We start from the raw sequence: 17274 nt of genomic DNA on the forward strand, positions 1-17274 counted from the left end.
GGAAGTTTTCTGGGAGTCAGGAGGACTTCTGGAGGGTCAGGAAGTCGGCCGGGTTGTCGACGAAGATCGTCTTGATCGCGGCCTCGTCGAGACCGGCGGCGCGGAGGTCCGGGATGAGGTCCTCGAAGATGTAGTTGACGGTGTGGCCCTTCACGCCCGGCCAGCCCAGGGGGCTGCAGTTGGCGTCGGCGGAGGCGAGGACCTGGTTCAGCCGGCCGTCGCCGATGAACCGGAGGAAGTGGTCCAGCCGCTCCTGGCGGGGGCGGGCCCAGAACGGCGGGTCCGGCAGCTCGGTCTCGTAGCCGAAGGTGTCGAAGCCGATGCGCCCGCCCTGCTCGGCGATCCAGACATCGCGCGTCTTGTCGGCGTTCACGCCGTCGTCGACGTGCCCGAACAGGACGCGGTCCAGGGGAAGACCCTCTTCGTTGAAGATCGCGATCGCGTTCTCGGCGTCGATCGCGAGGTGGGTCAGGATCGGCACACCCGTGGTGAGCGAGGCGCGGGCGGCGGCCCGGTAGATGCGCTTGTCCAGCTCCGTCATACGGCCACCGCGGCTCACCCCGACCTTGATGACACCGGCGAGGCTGCCGGTGTCGCCGATGCCGACGGTGATCTCGTGGACGAACTGGCGGGTCAGGTAGTCCACGTCGGCCCGGGCGAAGTGCGGCAGGGCGGTGTCGCCGCCGACGAAGCCGGTGCAGGCGACGATGTGGACACCGGTCTTCGCGGACAGCGACTTGTAGTAGTCGACGTCACGGCCGTTGCAGATCCCGGTCGCGTCGACGAAGGTGCCGCCGCCCAGCTCGTGGAACCTGCGCAGCTTCGGCACGGTCTCCTCGTACCGCTGCTCGGGGGTCTTCCACCACTTCGTGTCCAGCTCGGAGCCGGGCATGCCGTAGCCGATGTGCTCGTGGACGGCCACGAGACCCAGCTCCTCGGCCGGGATCTGCCCCAGGACGGTGTTCACTCTCGACACAACACTCACCTTTGAGAAAAGAGACTTGACGGTCGCTCGTGGGGGCGCTCAGCGCGCCGACAGCAGGTCGCGCGGGTTCTCCACGAGGATCCGCTGCGTGTCCTCGTCGCTGAGACCCTGTGCCTTCAGGAGCGGGACGAAGGTGGTCAGGACGTAGCTGTACGGCAGGTCGTTGCCGGTGTGGCCCTTGGCCACACCGGTCGCGCTGCTCGAGAGCAGGATCCGGTTGCCGAAGCCGGCCCGCACGAGCTCGGCGGCCAGGGCTGCGCGCTCGTCGTCGGTGATGTGGGCGTCGTCCTGCGCGCCGACGTGGTCCAGGGCGACGTAGGCCCCGTGCCGGGCGATCCCGAGGGGCGCGCCGGCGGCGACGGCGTCCCTGCGGTCGAGTCCGCCGACGACGACGCGGTCGGCGGGCAGCTTCTCGTCGAGGACGACGTCGAGGTCGTGGAGGGCGTCGGCGCCGTAGCGGATGGAGACCGCGACGCCGGTGCTCAGCGCGGTCCGGGCCGCACCGCGGAACAGGCTCTCGTCGGTCGCGGTCATGCCGTCGAGGGTCGCGGTGGTGGCCACCAGGCCGGCGGCGCCGCGTCGCTCCACGCGGGGCACCACCATGCCCTCGGTGACCTCCTTGGTGAAGAGGTCGGCGAACTTCTCGGCCGGCCACGGCGTCGGCGGGTTGGTCTGCGGCGTCAGGAAGTAGCCGCCGAGCATCTCCTCGGGGCCCTGGCCCGTCGAGGCGACGATGTGCACGCCGGTCGTACGGGAGAGAGCCTCGTACAGCCGCACGTCCCGGCCGTGGAACATGCCGGTGCTGTCGACGACGGTGCCGCCGCCGTGGGCACGGAAGTCCTTCAGCTTGGCGGCGAGCGTCTCGAAGATCTCGGCACGGTCGAGGGTGACGTCGTAGGCGTACTCCGCGCCCGGAACCACCGACAGCAGTGCCTCGTGGACCGACACGACGCCCAGCTGCTCGGCTGCCACCGGGCCGAGGACGGTGTTCACAGTGTTGCTCTCGACGCTCATGCCTGCCTCACGTGTCCGGGGTGGGGTACACCGCAGGGGCGCACCGCACCCTTGTGGCTGATGTCAAGGTAGCCATTCGCTTTACACGACGTCAATGAAACTGACACCACGAAAAAACAATTCACGAAAGGCGGCTCAGACACCCGGCACAACCCGCCAGCCCTGCGACGACGCCCCGGAAGGCGGTCGGGCACCACCGGCACGGACCCCCTGTTGTGAGCGTCTCACCCCGAGCGGAATGCCCGAATTGAACTGAATTCGCACCGACGGCTTCGGCAAGGACGCCAGGACCCGGCCCGGCCGGCCGTGGCCGGCGGGAGCGCGGGGCTGCTGAGGCACCGGCTACGACGACACCGGCCGGTCCCCAGGACCTCCGTGCCGACGCAGAACGGCGGCAGTCGCCGCTCGGTCGCCCATCCCCCCATTCTGCGACCGCGGCTCGCGCCCGCCGGGGGCCGGACGGGTGGCATGCGCCGCGCCGGCCCCCACCCGCTCATGACGATCGAACCGTTCACGCGCCCTTGGAACCACACCCGGGTGTGTAAGTGACAGGAGAGCGGACAGACGCGCGGAATGAGCAGCTACCCCGAGAGGATCACCCCGAGCGACAGCGGATTCCCGTCCACGGTCTCCCGGCCCGGCCCCCCGCAGGGCGGGATGCCGAGCGCGGGCCCGTCCCCGATGCAGCCACGACGGGACGGCGACGGCAGCCTCGCGCACGTGGTGGAGACCCTGCTGGACAAGGGCCTCGTACTCAACGCCGACATCATGGTCTCGGTGGCCGGGGTGGAGCTGCTGGGCATCCGTCTGCGCGCGGCGCTGGCCTCGTTCGAGACGGCCGCCCGCTACGGGCTGGAGTTCCCGTCCGGCACGGACACGGAGACCGCCGCGTGGCGCGACACACGCGAGGAGAAGGAGAGCTGCCCGGCCTGCGGCAAACGCTCCCCGGTCGAGCAACTGCTGGAGAAGTGGTGCCCCTGGTGCGGGTGGCTCAGCGCGCAGGCCCGGATGCGGGACCTCCCCGAGCACACCCGGCCGGCGGCGGTGACCGAGCGCGGGGAGGAGCCCGCCGCCGGCAACGACGAGGACGAGGCCGACGAGGACCGGGACCGCCGGGCGGCCGAACCGGCCCCGGCCGAGGGCGAGGCGGAACGGCGTGACGGCTGACCTCTCACCGATGCGCCCCACGCGGGATCCGCGGGTCACCCTGGACGACCTGCTGGAAGTCGTGCTGAACAAGGGCGCGGTCCTGCACCTGGACCTGATCGTCGCCGTGGCCGACATCCCGTTGATCGGCGTCTCCCTCCGGGCGGCCATCGCCGGGATGGAGACGATGCTGGAGTACGGGATGATGCGCCACTGGGACGAGAACACCCGTGCCTGGGCCGAGCGGTCCGTCGCCCGCCGCGCCCTCGACCTGGGGGAGGACGAGAACGTCGTCTGCCGGATGAGCGGCGGCCATCTCCTGACGGAGGGTCTCTACCACGGATGGCGGCCCGGCACCGTCTACCTCACCGACCAGCGCCTCGTCGTCCTGCGTGACGAACCACGGGAAATCCTGTGGGAGACCGGACTCGACGCCGTCACCGCCGTGCGGCTCGAACCGGAGAGGACGGTCGGAGGCGAGGAACGGCTGCGCCTGGACGTCGCTCTGGCCGACGGCAGTCAGGAACGCCTCTCGGCCCGGGAGCCCGGAGAACTGCACGACCTCCTCACCGAGGCGTGCGCCGGCCGCGCGACGCCCGCCCTCCCCTTCACGTTCACGCCCCCCGCCGAGGAGGAACCGCCTCTCGCCGAGGGGCACCTGTGGTACCACGAACCGCGCCGGGACGGGCCGTTGTGGCGCGGCGGTCAGGGACGGCTGACCTCCGACAGGCTGATCTGGAAGTCCCCCGTGGATTCCCGGCCGGCGCTCGCGCTGTCCACGGCGGACATCACCGCGGTGCGGCGGGTACCCGCGTACAGCCCTGCCGGAGAGGGCAGCGTCATCGCGGTGCACACCACCGCGGGCGACGAGGTGAGGCTGGCCGCGGACGATCCGGTGGCCTGGACGCAACGGCTGCGCACGACGGGGCCCGTGGCGGCGGCCGGATGAGCGACCGAGCACGACAGCAGCAGGAGGGAGAGCCGACATGCCGTTGACCGTCGACGAGAAGAGCCTCAAACACGGGGTGCTGTCCTTGGTGGTCACCTTGGTGGAGGTCATCCAGGAAGCGCTGGACCGCCAGGCCCTGCGCCGCATGAACGGCAACGACCTGACCCCGCAGGAGGCCGAACGCCTGGCGAACGCCCTGCTGGAACTGGACGAGGCGATGGAGCAGATCAAGGAGGACCACGGCATCGTCTCCTCCGTCGCCGACCTGCACCGGGGACTGGACGAAGTCGTCGACGACGTCGTGGACAAGCTGATCAACCCGCAGCGCTGGGCGGAGGAGGCAGGCGAATGACCGAGCACACGGCGTTGTACGTGTACGCGCTGCTCCCGGACCGGCCGGACGCGGCCGACGGCGTCACCGGGATCGACGGTCGCCCCCTGCGGCTGGTGCGCGTTCCCGGCACCTCCGTCGCGGCACTGGTGCACGACGCCGCGCCGGCCCCTCTCGAGGGCGGCGACGACCAGGTGCGCCGCTGGGTGGAGGAACAGAGCCGGGCGGTGGACATCGTGTGGGAACGCACCGGCAGCATCCTGCCGATGACCTTCAACGTCCTGGTCGCCGAGGAGCCGGCGCCGGAGGACCGGCCCGCGGCCGGGCGGAGCGCCGAACGGCGCCTGACGGAGTGGATCACCGAGCAGGCGGCGGACATCAGGGGCCAGTTGGAGGACCTGGCCGGCCGGTGCGAACTGCGGGTCGACATCACCGTGGACCGTACGGCCGCCACCGCGGGCGACGCGGGAGAGGACACACCGGAGGGCATGCCGGACGGCCTGTCGCCCGGCATGCGCAGGCTGATGGCCAAGCAGCGGGAGCACCAGGCCCGCAACGCGGCCGGACAGCTCGCCGACACCCTGCACGCCGAGATCAGGCACCGTCTGCTGTCCATCGCCGAGGACTACCGCGACCGCGGCCCCACCCACCGTGTCGCGGGCGAGACGGACGTCCTGTGCGCCGCCCTGCTCGTCCGGCGGGAGGACATCGACACCGTCGGCACCGTACTGACCGAACTGCGGGCCCGGCAGCCCGCCGTCCGCATCCGCTTCCTGGGCCCCTGGCCCCCGTACTCCTTCATCGACACCAGCCACCGCGCCCGGGCGGAGGAAATGGCCCCTTGAAACCCCGAAGCCGGTCCTCCGGCACGCCGCCCCCTCTCCAGGGGCTCCCCGAAGGAGGGCGCCTGCCGCCGGATGCGGAAACCCGGATGGGCTGAGCCGCTACCGGGGCTGCCACGCCCGTACGAGGTCCTCCGGCCCCCAGTGCGCGGTGAGCGGCAGACCATCGGCCACTCCGCAGCGGGATACCGCGACCAGTGGAGTATCCGGGGCGGTACCGGGGACGGCCGGCATGTCGCGTACCAAGGCGTCGTACTCATGACGACCGAAAGGCTGGTTCTCCAGCCACTTGACCGATCCGACGAAGTGACCTGCCGGGTCACCGGCTCGCGGTCCGCACCGATGAGGTCGATCTCGGGGTTGTTCCGACGGTTCCACCAACCGCCGACGGCAAGCCACCCGTTGCGGGTATTCATCCGGTGGATCCGCGAGGGCATGGCGTTGTCGTTGCCGGCGGCTTGTTCGCGAGATGGTCGAGGGCGCGGGCGACGGCCGAATCACAGCGGCGTCCGATCTCTGTGGCCGTGAAGACAGGGGTACGGAATTCCTGCGGCACCGGGATGCCACGGCCCTCGAAGCTCTGCCCGGCCGCGTTCCGGTAGTCCTCGTTGCTGAGATCGAGGGACCAGCCGCCGGGCAGTGTTCGCGACAGTTGGTCCGAGAAGACGCCCTGCGTCGGGCGGCCGATCAACGTGGGCTTCGGCGAGCGGTTCAGCAGTGTCATGACCGCCGTCTCGCCTGCGCTCACCGTGAGGTCGCTGACCAGCAGCGCGATCGGTCCGTGGAAGCCGGGGCGGGCGCTGGGCGACACCTGCAGCTTCTCGTACGGCGTGAACCCGGAGGCTGCCTGCGTGTTGCGTGCCCGCTTCTGGAACGCGAAATGGGGCTCCGCTGTCAGCCGGGAGGCGAGTTCGAGGCTGAGGCCGTCGAAACCGCCGTCGTTGAGGCGCAGATCGAGCACGAGGCCGCGCCAGCCGTCCTGCTCCGCGACGGCGAACACCGTGTCCAGGGCTTGTGTGAACTCCTTCCGGTCGATGTCGTACGACTCGTCCGCGAAGTCGTCGAATTGCGTGATGCGCAGGTATCCCAGGTGGCCCGGCAGCCCGCCGGCGTATTCCACCTTGCCGTCGATGACGGGTTCGAGCTGCTTGCCCAGCCTTGCTTCGATCGCGGGGCGTAAGGCATCAGTGTCCATGTCGGCCGAGTCGCGTGTGCCCGGCCGTTTACCGTAAAGGCTGAGGTCCTTCCCCTCGATACCGGTGTGCATGTCGCCGAGCTTGCGGACTGCGCCACCCAGCAGCTTGCCGAGCATCCGGTCGGTGTTGTGCTTGGCCAGGGCCGCCCGGTCGTGTTTTCTGCCCGCCGCATCGAGCCTCCGGTGCGCATAGGGCGGGTAGTGCTCGGCGAGGTTCTGCCAGAAGACGTCGAAGGTCTGCAGACGACGGTCGGCCGCGTTCCCCGAGACAGCGGAGGGGCAGCCGGGCTGCTTCTTGAGCCGGTTCATGCGGATGTGCCCGGCCGAACCCGGCTCCTGCACGATCAGATGGCCTCCTTGCCTGCGGACGACCAGCTCGACCTCACCATCCTCACCAAAGGCCGTTGCAGTGCCATCGCGGCCCACCGGTGCCAACAAGTCCCCGTCAAGGCAGCTCACCGATGTCTGTTCGTAGGAGGTGAGCTCCGTCTTCCCCGCGCTGTCCCGGGCGATGTTGAAGACGTAACCGTATCCGGTGCTCTGCCATATCCCTTCGATCGCCGCGGGCCGGCTGTCAGGGGTGCGGTCCGGAACCGAGCAAGCGGTCAGCACCGCGGCGAGCCCCACCAGCAGCCATTGTTTCCGTGCCATGAGCGCGAACGTACCGTAAGCTTGATCTTTAACTTCACTGCTGTCCCAAATGGGCGTGTTCGGTGAGGGTTTCGGCTCGTTTCATGGTATTCCCTGGTTCGCGCCATGGGGGCCGGCTTGCGGTTTCTCGATCCGGATGGGCACCCGGGGCCTGGCCGGGAAAGTTTGGGCACACCTGCGGGACGGGTGGTCTTCGCGCGGAGGTGGCGGAACCCCGGCGGTCCCGGGCAGGGCCCGCGAGGGGCACCCGAGACCGGCACCAGGCCGGCACGGGAACGGCGGAGGAGCCGGACTCGCGAGAGTGAAGTTTCCACGTGATCACGGCCACGCTCCGTTCGACGAGATCAACAGAACACAGCCGACTTCACCGTTGCTCGCCCCGGACAGCTGAACCGAAGTCCTCAAGTCCATGAGGAAAATGGCTGCTCACGCCTGGATCTGCGCGGCCTCCGCCTCGGCCACGGCCAGTTCGCCGGCATCGATGCCCAAGTCCTCGATGGCCTTGGCCTCCTGGTCGGGCACCTTGCGGACGACGGACACCTTGCTCAGCGCGATCGTCCGGCAGGACCGTCACGGCACATGTCCTACGGCCATCGGGCCTGACGTCGGCCGATGCCTGGTGGAAGGCTGAGGTTTTCCTGAGGAAGCTCTGAGCGCAGGCGGAGCCGACGGCATCGGTCGGCCGGAGGGTGTGATCCTCGTCGAGTTGGATCAGTTCAGCGAGCGCGGTGGTGTGCTCGGCGCCGCAGAGCGCCGAGCTCCTTCTCCGGCCACTCCACCACGTCCAGCGCGCCGCAGCTCCGGTCCGGCCTCGGCCAGCCGGTGCAGGGCGACGACGAGCGCGGTGGTGTGCGGCTCCGGGTGGTTCACGTCGATCCGTACGGAGAAGGTCTTCGCAACCGCGTCCGCGATCTGCCGAGCTGCGGCGAGCGCCCGGTCCGCGGTCCGCTGTCGCCGGCCGAGGGCCTCGTCTGATTCGAAACGAACGATCCCACGGTGCCGTCGCCCGGCCGCCCCTAGGAGCGGCCGGGGTGTTGGGCTGAGGGCCGGGCGATGGGAGCCGGGCCGGCCACCCGGCCGGAGCCGCGCCCGAACCCGGCCGCCCGGAGCGCGCCTGAGTGCCCGTCAGAGGTGCTGGCGCCGCGTTCGTCAGCAGCAGCGCCCGCCCTCGCGCGGGTCGCGGTCCCGGCGGTCGAGCCGGTCGCGTTCGAACTCCTGGCGGCTGAGAAGCGGTCGGTCCGACGCCCGGGCACGCTCGGCGTAACGAGCGTAGGTGTTCTCGCCGTTGAGTTCCCTCACGTACCAGCGCATCCATGCCAGGCCGCGGCGTGCGCCCCTGAGGGCGGCGCCCCGCACCGTGAAGTGCGGGGCGCCGCCTTGGGCCGTCACGGCTTGCCCGCCGGCACGACGTCAGCGGTCTCGGGCTCGGGCCGTGCCGGAATCCGGGACTCCACGTACTCGGATTCCGCGAGCGGCAGCGAACCGCCGTTGCGCACCGCCTTGACAGCGACCCGGGCACAGGCGAGCACCACGACGATGGTCAGGACCGCGAACACCACCGACAGTGTTCCGGTGACCGTCGAGTTGCTGACGACGGTCGCCATGTCGTCCAGGGACTTGGCGGGGGCCAGGACGGTGCCCTGGTCGAGCGCGTCCTGGTACTTGGCGCGCTGCGCGAAGAAGCCGATCGCCGGGTCGTTCGAGAACACCTTCTGCCAGGAGGCGGTCATGGTGATCGCGAGTGCCCAGGCCAGCGGGATCCCGGTCACCCAGGCCCACTTGAGGCGGCCCGACTTGATCAGAAGGGCGGTGGAGATGGCCAGGGCGATGGAGGCCAGGAGCTGGTTGGCGATGCCGAAGAGCGGGAAGAGCTGGTTGATGCCTCCGAGCGGATCGGTGACGCCGACCCAGAGGAAGTAGCCCCAGGCCAGGACGACCACGGCCGACGAGATCCAGATGCCGGGCCGCCAGTCCTTGTCCCTGAACCGCGGTACGACGTTGCCGAGCGTGTCCTGGAGCATGAAGCGGCCCACACGCGTACCGGCGTCCACCGCGGTGAGAATGAACAGCGCCTCGAACATGATGGCGAAGTGGTACCAGAACGACATCATGCCGTCGCTGCCGAAGGCATCCGCGAGAATCACCGCGATGCCGACCGCGAGGGTCGGCGCGCCGCCGGTACGGGCGACGAGCGACTCCTCACCGACCGAGTCCGCCATGTGCTGCAGGGTCTCGGGGGTGATGTGGAAGCCGAAGCCGGCGACCGCCTCGGACGCGGACTGCAGGCTGTCGCCGAGGACTCCGGCCGGGGCGTTCATCGCGTAGTACAGGCCCGGGTCGAGAACACAGGCGGCCACCAGGGCCATGATCGCGACGAAGGACTCCATCAGCATCGAGCCGTAGCCGATGAGCGGAACGTGCGACTCCTTCTCGATCATCTTCGGGGTGGTGCCCGAGGAGATCAGCGCGTGGAACCCCGAGAGAGCGCCACAGGCGATGGTGATGAAGGCGAAGGGGAAGAGCCCGCCGGCGAAGACCGGCCCGTTGCCCTCGCGGGCAAAGCTGGAGATCGGGTCGACCGTGAGGTCCGGCATCGCGATCAGGACACCGACCGCGAGCAGGACGATCACTCCGACCTTCATGAAGGTGGAGAGGTAGTCGCGCGGCGCGAGCAGCACCCACACGGGCAGGACGGAGGCCACGAAGCCATACACCACCAGGCAGACGACCAGCGTCGTGGGCGAGAGGACGAAGACATCGGCGAACGAGGACTCCGAGACCCAGTTGCCGCCGAGGATCGCCGCGATCAGCAGGACGAACCCGATCACGCTGATCTCGGTGACCCTTCCCGGCCGGAAATAGCGCAGGTAGCAGCCCATGAACAGGGCGATCGGAATGGTCATCGCGATCGAGAAGGTGCCCCACGCGGACTCGGCGAGGGCGTTGACCACGATCATCGCGAGCACGGCCAGAATGATGATCATGATGGCGAAGACCGAGATCAGGGCGGCGATGCCGCCGACGCGCCCGATTTCGTCGCGCGCCATCTGCCCCAGCGACTTGCCGTTGCGGCGCATCGAGAAGAACAGGACCACCATGTCCTGGACGGCACCCGCGAAGATCACGCCGACGATGATCCAGATGGTGCCCGGCAGATAGCCCATCTGCGCTGCGAGCACCGGACCGACCAGGGGACCCGCGCCCGCGATGGCCGCGAAGTGATGGCCGAAGAGGACGCGTTTGTCGGTCGGGTGGTAGTCGACTCCGTCGTTGAACCGCTCGGCGGGGGTGGCGCGCCGGTCATCGACCTTGAGGACCTTGCGCGCGATGAACCGCGCGTAGAAGCGCTGGGCGATCAGGTACGAGCCGATCGCGGCGGCCACGATCCAGATCGCGGAGACCTTCTCACCCCGGGAGATCGCGAGCACGCTCCAGCCCGCCCCGCCGATAGCGGCGACGGTCGTCCAGAGTGCTATTTGAGCGGGCTTGAGTCTGCGCACTGTTAGGTTCCCTGCTTCTCGTAGCAAGCTGGGAGGGCAAGTGCCACGGCTCCTCGAGGAGCCCTTACCAGTCCGTGCACCGGTGTCGGGGCAGCCTCCGGCCGCGGGGCGGTCCCCGATGGAGCTCGGACAGCACGTGACCTGCCGGATGACACGGATGCCTGCATCGGACGCGACACCCAGCTGCATCAATATCCACAATCACGGACAGATGTTCCGCGGTGAAGAACTTAGACTCGAGTAGTTTCGACGTCAACAACATGCTTGTATCCCACACATTTCCCCCGCACCAGGACCGCCGTCCGTCCCACCACGGGGACGGACGGCCGTTGCGGCCCCTTGGCCGCCGACGAGGGCGACGAGGGCGAACAAGGTCTCCCTGATCGAGGCCCAGCACAACTACCAGGACTTCGGCGCATGCGACCAGCACGACCGACGGTCCGTCCGGCCCCGGCAGCGGACGAGCCACTCGATCCGGCCTGGCACCCGAGCGGCCTCACACGGGGCTCCTTCGAGGTCTGGGGAGCGAAGGGCTGGGCCCCGTGGCCGGCAGACTTCTCGGTGCTCTGCTGGCGGCTTCCCGCCCTCTGGCGCCGCGACCATTCCGCCTCATGACCTCCCCCACCGAGAGCCTCGTCCAGCAGTACGGCATCTCCGGCACCGGCCTGGACCGGGAACTCGGCTGGACCGCGCCCTGGGAGCACCTGGCCGGAAAAGCCCGCATGTGACCCCTTACCACACCAACTGCCGCCGGAGGAAAGTACGTTACGGCCTGAACGGCATGTTGTGGGTGGCGAGACCCGTTCACAGCGTGGTGGTGAACTTCCCGTCGGCCGGCTTGCGCAGCCAGCCCCGCTCGGCCAGCCGACGTGCGACCCGCTCGGCAACGGCGAGCTCCTCCAGGTCATCGCGCACCTGTTGAAGCTGCTGGCTCAACTTCTCTGCCTGCACCTCGAGTTCGTCCCTGCGGGCCGTGATCAGCTCACGAAGGTCCGGTTCCGCATCCTGAGCCACCCGATGCACCTCCCGCCCGGTCCTCCGGCAGGCGCCACATTCGCCACCATCCCCGGCCCCGCGGTAATACAGGCTGTTCCCGTCCGGACGAACATCAGCCCAACCGCACTCCAGCAGGGCCCTGGTCACGGCATGCTCCCACACCCGGTCCGGGTGTGGGAGATCTTCGGGAACGCTCGGCCGATGCATGACGACCATACGTTCGAGGTCCATCGTGGGACTCGTGCCCGCTGGAAGACGGGAGCTGCTCCTGTCACTGGAAAGCCGAAATCGCCAGGACGATGGGCAGCGAGATGAGCGAGGCCAGCGTCATCGGGATGGTGTGGGTCTTGATGGTCCCCCGGGTGGAGAACCCGAGCAGGGACTGGAACATCCAGAAGAAGTTGCTGGACACGTGGGGGACGAAGAGGGCGCCCGAACCGGCTGCGAGGGCCACCAGGACCACTGGCGTGTCGAGGTTGCCCGCGATGGGCGCCAGGATACCCGCGGCGGTGATGCCTGCGACGGTGATGGAGCCGAGCGCGATGTGCAGCACAGCCGCCACGATCCAGACCAGCAGCAGGGGCGGCAGGAATCCGGAAGAGAACGCGCTGCCGAGAATCTCGGCCATGCCGGAGCCCTCGATGACGAACCCGAGCGAACCGCTGATGCCGCTGAGCACGAGGATGGGGCCGCACTGAGTCAGCGCCGTGCCGATGGCCCCACTGATCTCGTGCCGGGACCGGACGCGGCTCGCCAGCGCATAGGCCAGGGCGGCGCCCAGGAAGACGGCGACCACGGGGTCGGTCAGGAACACGAGCGCCGCCGAGCCGACGGACATGGCGTCCGCGAGTGCTCCGCCTGCGATCAGGACCAGCGTCAACAGCACCGGTGTGACGGCGACGAACAGGGACGGCTCCCGTACCTTCTCCCCGAGCGGCACCCCGCCCGGCGCCGCGCCGGGCGACTCGGTGGTGGTCGTCTTCTCACCATCCTGAACAGCCGCTGCGGCCCGGGGCGAACTGCCGACCGTCGCCCCGTCTCCAGAGGGCTGCGCCTTCTCGCCCTCCTGGCGGCGGAAACCATTGCCGTCAGGGCCGTCGTGCGCTTGTCCGGGGGCGGGCCGGGACTTGTCGTCCTCGTCCGCCTCACCGGCCTCGTCGAACTCCGGCTCCCACTTCATCAGACGCAGAAGGGCGGCGAAAACGAGCATGGTCAGCAGCGCCGTGGGCAGACCGACCGCGAGACCGACCAGGAACATCTGGCCCAGTGGGACGTTCAGAATGCCGGCGATGGCCACAGCGGCGACGCCGGGCGCGACGAACACCAGACCCACTTCGATGCCGGCGGTGAGCGAGCCGCCCATCAGGGCGCGGCCCTTCGGGCCCAGCCGCGGCCCCAGCCGGCGCGCGAGCGGTGACGAGAGCACCAGCAGCACGTCCGAGTAGATCGAGGTGAACATCGAGCTCAGTGTCGCGGCGAAGACATACGGGACGCTGCGCTCGCCGAAGACCTTGAGCATCGTCTCGACGAGACGCTGCATCGTGTTCGTCACCGTGAGCAGCGCGCCCAGGACGACACCGAACGTCACCAGGATGCCGATGTCACCCATGACGTCGGCGAATCCTGCCGCGACCGCCTCCGGAGTGCCCTTCGCCCCGACCGCGGTGGTCAGCCCGAGATAGAAAGTTCCGAAAAGAAGCGCGAACACAGGGGGGAGCCTCAACCACGTGATCGCGACGACGATGCCGACGACGGCGATCGTCGTGTTGAGGAACAGCAGGGCTTCGTCGGGCACGGGAGACTCCGCTCATAGAATTCCACCAGGTCCGTGCAGATCCGTCAGGAGCCGGCCCGACGGGTAGCCCCGGGGACGGCTGCTCGCGTGGTGCGTCGAGTTCGCGGACCGGTCACTGCCGCCGGACCCGTCGGCGGTGTGTGACGTGTCGTACATGGTGACGACGGTCACCCCCGCTGTCCAAGACGCATATGCAGCCCGACCGATAACATCCGCTTATCGAACGGCAGGTATGAAAGACGGCGCTGGCCAGAACACCCCACTCCAGTCAGGGACTCGCCCCTGGACATGATCGGGCCGGTACCTGCCGCGCAGGCTCGCGAAGGCGATGGACGGCTTGGACATACGACAGCTGCGCTACTTCCTGGCCGTGGTCGACCACGGCGGCGCACACCGGGCGGCCGAGCATCTCTTCGTCGCCCAGCCGTCGGTGACCCAGACCATCCGCCGCCTCGAGGCCGATCTCGGGACCAGTCTGTTCCTGCGGCAGGGCCGCGGGCTCGTGCTGAGCCCATCGGGTACGGCCCTGGTCGCGCCGGCCCGCGAAGCGGTCCGCTCCCTCGATGTCGCCCGCGAAACGGTCGCGGCCGTGGACGGTCTGCGAGGCGGACAGTTGCGCATCGCCTCCATGCCGTCCCAGGTCGTCAGCCCCCTCACCGGGCTCATCGCCGCCTACGCCGACGCCTACCCTCACGTTCAGGTGGCGGTGGTGGCCGCCGCCCGGCCCGACGACGTCCGTGACGCCCTTCGCAGGGGCGCCGCCGAGGTCGGCATCGTCGCCGCGGCCGGCACTCACGAGGCGTTCGCAGACCTCAACCATGTGCCCATCGAAACGCAGTCGTTCGTGCTCGTCGCCCGTGACGACGCAGGCCTTCCGCCCGGCGACCGTCCCCTCGCCGTCGGCGAGCTCACCGGCCTGCGCCTCGTCGCCGGCCAGCCGGGCACGGGAATGCGCCGCATCGCAGACACCATCGTCGCCGCGACCGACTGCCGCATCACGGTCGAGATCGAGCACCGCGAGGGCCTCCTCCCCCTCGTTCTGAGCGGCCTGGGGGTGGCCGTCGTCGCCGACTCCTGGCGCCCCCTCGCCGACGCGGTCGGGCTACGCGTCCGACGGCTCGCGGTCGAAGACACCCTCGAAGTGGGCCTGGTCTGGCAGCGCCACCGCCTCAGCCCCGCTGCCGCCGCATTCGTCGCCGTCATCCAAGGCGCCGGCAACGTCAGCGATCCGGGGCCGGCGGCACAGACGACTGAGACCACCCGGCAGCGCCGCACATCGGCCGGGACGGCGCGGCGCGACCGATAGGGGAGTCTTATCGGACAGGCTGCAAACGGCTCTTGGACAGTCGCGAGCATCCCGGCGTTCCATGGTGACCATGACCATTCGCTACCGCATCGCCCTCATCCCCGGCGACGGCATCGGCGCCGAGGTGCTGCCGCCCGCCTGCGCCGTCCTCGACGCCGTCGGCAAGCGCCACGGACTCACGTTCGCCTACGACACGCTCGACTGGTCCTGCGAGCGTTACCTCGCCGAGGGGGCGATGATGCCGGCCGACGGTCTGGAGCGCATCCGTCACCACGACGCCATCCTCCTCGGCGCCGTCGGATGGTCCGGCGTGCCCGACCACGTCTCGCTGTGGGGTCTCCTCATCCCCATCCGTCGCCAGTTCCGCCAGTACGTGAACCTGCGCCCCATCAAGGTCCTCCAGGGCGTGCCGAGCCCGGTGGCGAAGGCCACCAGCGACGTCGACCTCGTGGTCGTCCGCGAGAACGTAGAGGGTGAGTACTCCGAGATCGGCGGACGCCTCAACCGCGGCTTCCCCGACGAGATGGCGGTCCAGGAGGCCGTTTTCACCCGTCCTGGCGTCGAACGCATCCTCGACTACGCCTTCACCACCGCTCAGCAGCGCAATGGCCACCTGGTCTCCGCCACCAAGTCCAACGGCATCGTCCACACCATGCCGTTCTGGGACGAACTCGTCAGGGAGGCCGGCGAGCGGTTCCCGCACGTGACCTGGCGGCAGGAGCACATCGACGCACTCGTCGCAAAGATCGTCCTCGACCCGGCCCGGTTCGACGTCATCGTAGGATCGAACCTGTTCGGCGACATCCTCTCCGACCTCGCAGCCGCCGTCGCAGGCAGCATCGGGATCGCTCCCGCGGCCAACCTCAACCCCGAGCGCGAGTACCCCTCCATGTTCGAGCCCGTCCACGGCTCCGCCCCCGACATCGCCGGCCAGGGCATCGCCAATCCCCTCGGCGCGATCTGGTGCGCCGCGATGATGCTCGACCACCTGGGTCACCCCGAGGCCGGCGCCGAGGTCTTCGACGCATTCGCCTCCGTGCTGGCCACCACCGACGTCCGTACGCCCGACCTCGGCGGGACTGCCGGCACGAAGGACTTCACCCGCCTGGTACTCGAGGGCATCGCCCACGGCTAGCGGTGGTTTGTCGGAGCGGGGCAGGCAAGGGTTGGAGTGAGTGGTTGGCCGTGGCTGACTGCGTCGAACAGGCCCTGGTGGTGCCGGCGGGGCGTGCTGATCCAGGCTTTCCAGATGAAGAACGGTGCGGCTCCTCTGCAGGGATGGCCGCGAAGCGAGTGGGCGGCAGCCTCTGTGGACTGTTCGCCAAGACCGCGGGCCGCCCTCCATCCTTCGCCCGCAGAGGGGCCCGGGCCGGCGGGTGCTCAACTGCACGGTCCACGTCCTGATTGGCGCCCCGCCGGCTGCCACGGAACACGGCGCGCGACGAGGTGCCCCGGGCTGCGGCCCGGTGGGCGCGTGAGCCGGCCGAGTCGACGGCCGCCGCGGTCTTCGGGGTGGCCCGGTTCCTACCGGGCGGCACCCTTCCACCGCCGATACGCGTCCCGCCCGCGGCCGCGTCCCCGCTCTCCGTTTGGTTGCGTTGGCCGCCGATGAGCGTTTACGACCGTACTGCGGACTGTCTGCGGACCGGGCAGCCTCCCCCGTGCTGCCCTGACCATTCGCACCCACAGAGTTACGACCACCGGTAGGATCGGCACCATGAGTGGTAGTAAAAAGTACTCCATCAGCCTGCCCGAGGACCTTGCCGAGGCCGTACGCGCCCATGTCGGACCCGGCGGCTTCTCCGCCTACGTCGCCGAAGCCCTCGAACAACGGGTCGCCATGGACAAGCTCCGGGAGATCGTCGCCGACTTCGAGACCGACAATGACGAGCTCACCCGCGAGGAGGTCGAGGCCGCCCGCGCGCTGCTGCGCCATGACCACCGGCAGGCCGGCGGTGCCGCCGCCTGATGCCCGGAACCCTGCTGCTCGACAGCGAAGGACTCTCCAAGCTCTACCGCAAGGACCGCACCGTCGTGGCTCTGGTCCAGGCGGCATCGGAGGAGGGCATCCGCGTGGCAACCAGCGCCATGACCACCCTTGAGGCCGATTACGAGCGGATCCACCCGGCCCGCATCAAGTGGGTCCTCTCCCGCGTCGACGTTCACGACGTCACCAAGGAGGTCACCGACGAGGCCGCCGCCCTCCTTCGCACCCATCATCTCCACGGCCACAAGTACGCCATCGACGCCGCCTTCGCCGTCATCGCCCGCAACGCGCCCCCGCCGGTCACCGTCCTCACTTCCGACCCCGAGGACCTGGTGCTCCTCTGCGGCCCTTCCGTAGAGGTCGTCAAGGTCTGAAAACGTCGGCCACAGCCCCGCCCACCAGGTCGGCCGTCGGCCACAGCACTTCATGAGACGAGGGCCCCGGCAGACAGAAACCTGCGCCCGACCCGCCAAGAGGCGGGCCGGGCAACGTCCTCGATGGCTCGTCAGACGTTGAAGCGGAATGCCCGAGCCTCGACCCTGACCTGCGGCGGAGCCGCATGCAACGCCCTGACCAG

At 69.4% G+C, this 17274-nt stretch carries 15 protein-coding genes and 1 pseudogene; 8 read left to right on the forward strand and 8 right to left on the reverse strand.

Annotation, left to right across the window (positions count from 1 at the left end; genetic code table 11):
- Positions 1–16 precede the first annotated feature (16 nt).
- Positions 17–976: a phosphotriesterase gene (locus tag ACIF80_RS01850; RefSeq protein WP_399798103.1), complete on the reverse strand. Its 960-nt coding sequence runs from the start codon at positions 974–976 to the stop codon at positions 17–19.
- A gap of 48 nt (positions 977–1024) precedes the next feature.
- A complete protein-coding gene (locus tag ACIF80_RS01855; protein ID WP_399798105.1) occupies positions 1025–1999 on the reverse strand; it encodes a phosphotriesterase in 975 nt (324 codons plus the stop codon).
- A 573-nt stretch (positions 2000–2572) separates the two neighbouring features.
- Between ACIF80_RS01855 and ACIF80_RS01860 the strand changes: the two genes are divergently transcribed.
- The 4 genes from ACIF80_RS01860 to ACIF80_RS01875 are packed head-to-tail and all read left to right on the forward strand — an operon-like array spanning position 2573 to position 5270.
- Positions 2573–3166, forward strand: a complete 594-nt coding sequence (locus tag ACIF80_RS01860; protein ID WP_399798108.1) for a gas vesicle protein — start codon at positions 2573–2575, stop codon at positions 3164–3166.
- Positions 3156–4094: a gas vesicle protein gene (locus ACIF80_RS01865; RefSeq protein WP_399798110.1), complete on the forward strand. Its 939-nt coding sequence runs from the start codon at positions 3156–3158 to the stop codon at positions 4092–4094. Before ACIF80_RS01860 ends, ACIF80_RS01865 begins: the two co-directional genes overlap by 11 nt.
- Before the next feature lie 37 nt (positions 4095–4131).
- The gene (locus ACIF80_RS01870; RefSeq protein ID WP_399798113.1) at positions 4132–4446 is read left to right on the forward strand and encodes a gas vesicle protein K; all 315 of its coding nucleotides are present in this window, start codon (positions 4132–4134) and stop codon (positions 4444–4446) included.
- Positions 4443–5270 carry a GvpL/GvpF family gas vesicle protein gene (locus ACIF80_RS01875; protein WP_399798116.1) on the forward strand — a complete coding sequence of 276 codons (828 nt, stop codon included), beginning with the start codon at positions 4443–4445 and terminating at the stop codon, positions 5268–5270. The genes ACIF80_RS01870 and ACIF80_RS01875 overlap by 4 nt, the downstream gene beginning before the upstream one ends.
- A 99-nt stretch (positions 5271–5369) precedes the next feature.
- Here the strand turns inward: ACIF80_RS01875 and ACIF80_RS01880 are convergent.
- The 6 genes and pseudogenes from ACIF80_RS01880 to ACIF80_RS01905 form a co-directional block, all read right to left on the reverse strand.
- Positions 5370–5659 (reverse strand): annotated as a pseudogene (locus tag ACIF80_RS01880) (ATP-binding protein); the annotation flags it as partial.
- Between the two features lie 20 nt (positions 5660–5679).
- Positions 5680–7113, reverse strand: coding sequence for a S41 family peptidase (locus ACIF80_RS01885; RefSeq protein WP_399798119.1), 1434 nt, complete (start codon positions 7111–7113; stop codon positions 5680–5682).
- Between the two features lie 1149 nt (positions 7114–8262).
- The gene (locus tag ACIF80_RS01890) at positions 8263–8502 is read right to left on the reverse strand and encodes a CstA-like transporter-associated (seleno)protein (protein WP_399798121.1); all 240 of its coding nucleotides are present in this window, start codon (positions 8500–8502) and stop codon (positions 8263–8265) included.
- Entirely contained in the window at positions 8499–10613 is a 2115-nt protein-coding gene (locus tag ACIF80_RS01895) for a carbon starvation CstA family protein (RefSeq protein ID WP_399798124.1), read from the reverse strand. Before ACIF80_RS01895 ends, ACIF80_RS01890 begins: the two co-directional genes overlap by 4 nt.
- 804 nt (positions 10614–11417) lie before the next feature.
- Entirely contained in the window at positions 11418–11627 is a 210-nt protein-coding gene (locus ACIF80_RS01900; protein ID WP_399798126.1) for a hypothetical protein, read from the reverse strand.
- Between the two features lie 253 nt (positions 11628–11880).
- On the reverse strand, positions 11881–13404 hold the full coding sequence (locus tag ACIF80_RS01905; protein ID WP_399798129.1) for a GntP family permease: 1524 nt from the start codon (positions 13402–13404) through the stop codon (positions 11881–11883).
- A gap of 337 nt (positions 13405–13741) precedes the next feature.
- Here ACIF80_RS01905 and ACIF80_RS01910 point away from each other — a divergent pair, with 337 nt between their 5' ends.
- From ACIF80_RS01910 to ACIF80_RS01925, 4 genes are all read left to right on the forward strand, one after another.
- Positions 13742–14710: a LysR family transcriptional regulator gene (locus ACIF80_RS01910; RefSeq protein WP_399798132.1), complete on the forward strand. Its 969-nt coding sequence runs from the start codon at positions 13742–13744 to the stop codon at positions 14708–14710.
- A 70-nt stretch (positions 14711–14780) separates the two neighbouring features.
- Positions 14781–15845, forward strand: a complete 1065-nt coding sequence (locus ACIF80_RS01915) for a tartrate dehydrogenase (protein ID WP_399798134.1) — start codon at positions 14781–14783, stop codon at positions 15843–15845.
- A gap of 582 nt (positions 15846–16427) precedes the next feature.
- The gene (locus ACIF80_RS01920) at positions 16428–16679 is read left to right on the forward strand and encodes a hypothetical protein (RefSeq protein WP_399798137.1); all 252 of its coding nucleotides are present in this window, start codon (positions 16428–16430) and stop codon (positions 16677–16679) included.
- Positions 16679–17071 carry a DNA-binding protein gene (locus ACIF80_RS01925; protein WP_399798139.1) on the forward strand — a complete coding sequence of 131 codons (393 nt, stop codon included), beginning with the start codon at positions 16679–16681 and terminating at the stop codon, positions 17069–17071. The genes ACIF80_RS01920 and ACIF80_RS01925 overlap by 1 nt, the downstream gene beginning before the upstream one ends.
- The last annotated feature ends 203 nt before the right edge of the window (positions 17072–17274 follow it).

This window comes from Streptomyces sp. NPDC085927 (assembly GCF_044540975.1).
GTDB classification, from domain to species: Bacteria; Actinomycetota; Actinomycetes; order Streptomycetales; family Streptomycetaceae; genus Streptomyces; species Streptomyces hirsutus.

Excerpts from the sequence above, each read along its gene's own strand:
- ACIF80_RS01855 (WP_399798105.1), bottom strand. The coding sequence starts at position 1,999 with ATGAGCGTCGAGAGCAACACTGTGAACACCGTCCTCGGCCCGGTGGCA.
- ACIF80_RS01860 (WP_399798108.1), top strand. The coding sequence starts at position 2,573 with ATGAGCAGCTACCCCGAGAGGATCACCCCGAGCGACAGCGGATTCCCG.
- ACIF80_RS01870 (WP_399798113.1), top strand. The coding sequence starts at position 4,132 with ATGCCGTTGACCGTCGACGAGAAGAGCCTCAAACACGGGGTGCTGTCC.
- ACIF80_RS01875 (WP_399798116.1), top strand. The coding sequence starts at position 4,443 with ATGACCGAGCACACGGCGTTGTACGTGTACGCGCTGCTCCCGGACCGG.
- ACIF80_RS01885 (WP_399798119.1), bottom strand. The coding sequence starts at position 7,113 with ATGGCACGGAAACAATGGCTGCTGGTGGGGCTCGCCGCGGTGCTGACC.
- ACIF80_RS01915 (WP_399798134.1), top strand. The coding sequence starts at position 14,781 with ATGACCATTCGCTACCGCATCGCCCTCATCCCCGGCGACGGCATCGGC.
- ACIF80_RS01920 (WP_399798137.1), top strand. The coding sequence starts at position 16,428 with ATGAGTGGTAGTAAAAAGTACTCCATCAGCCTGCCCGAGGACCTTGCC.
- ACIF80_RS01925 (WP_399798139.1), top strand. The coding sequence starts at position 16,679 with ATGCCCGGAACCCTGCTGCTCGACAGCGAAGGACTCTCCAAGCTCTAC.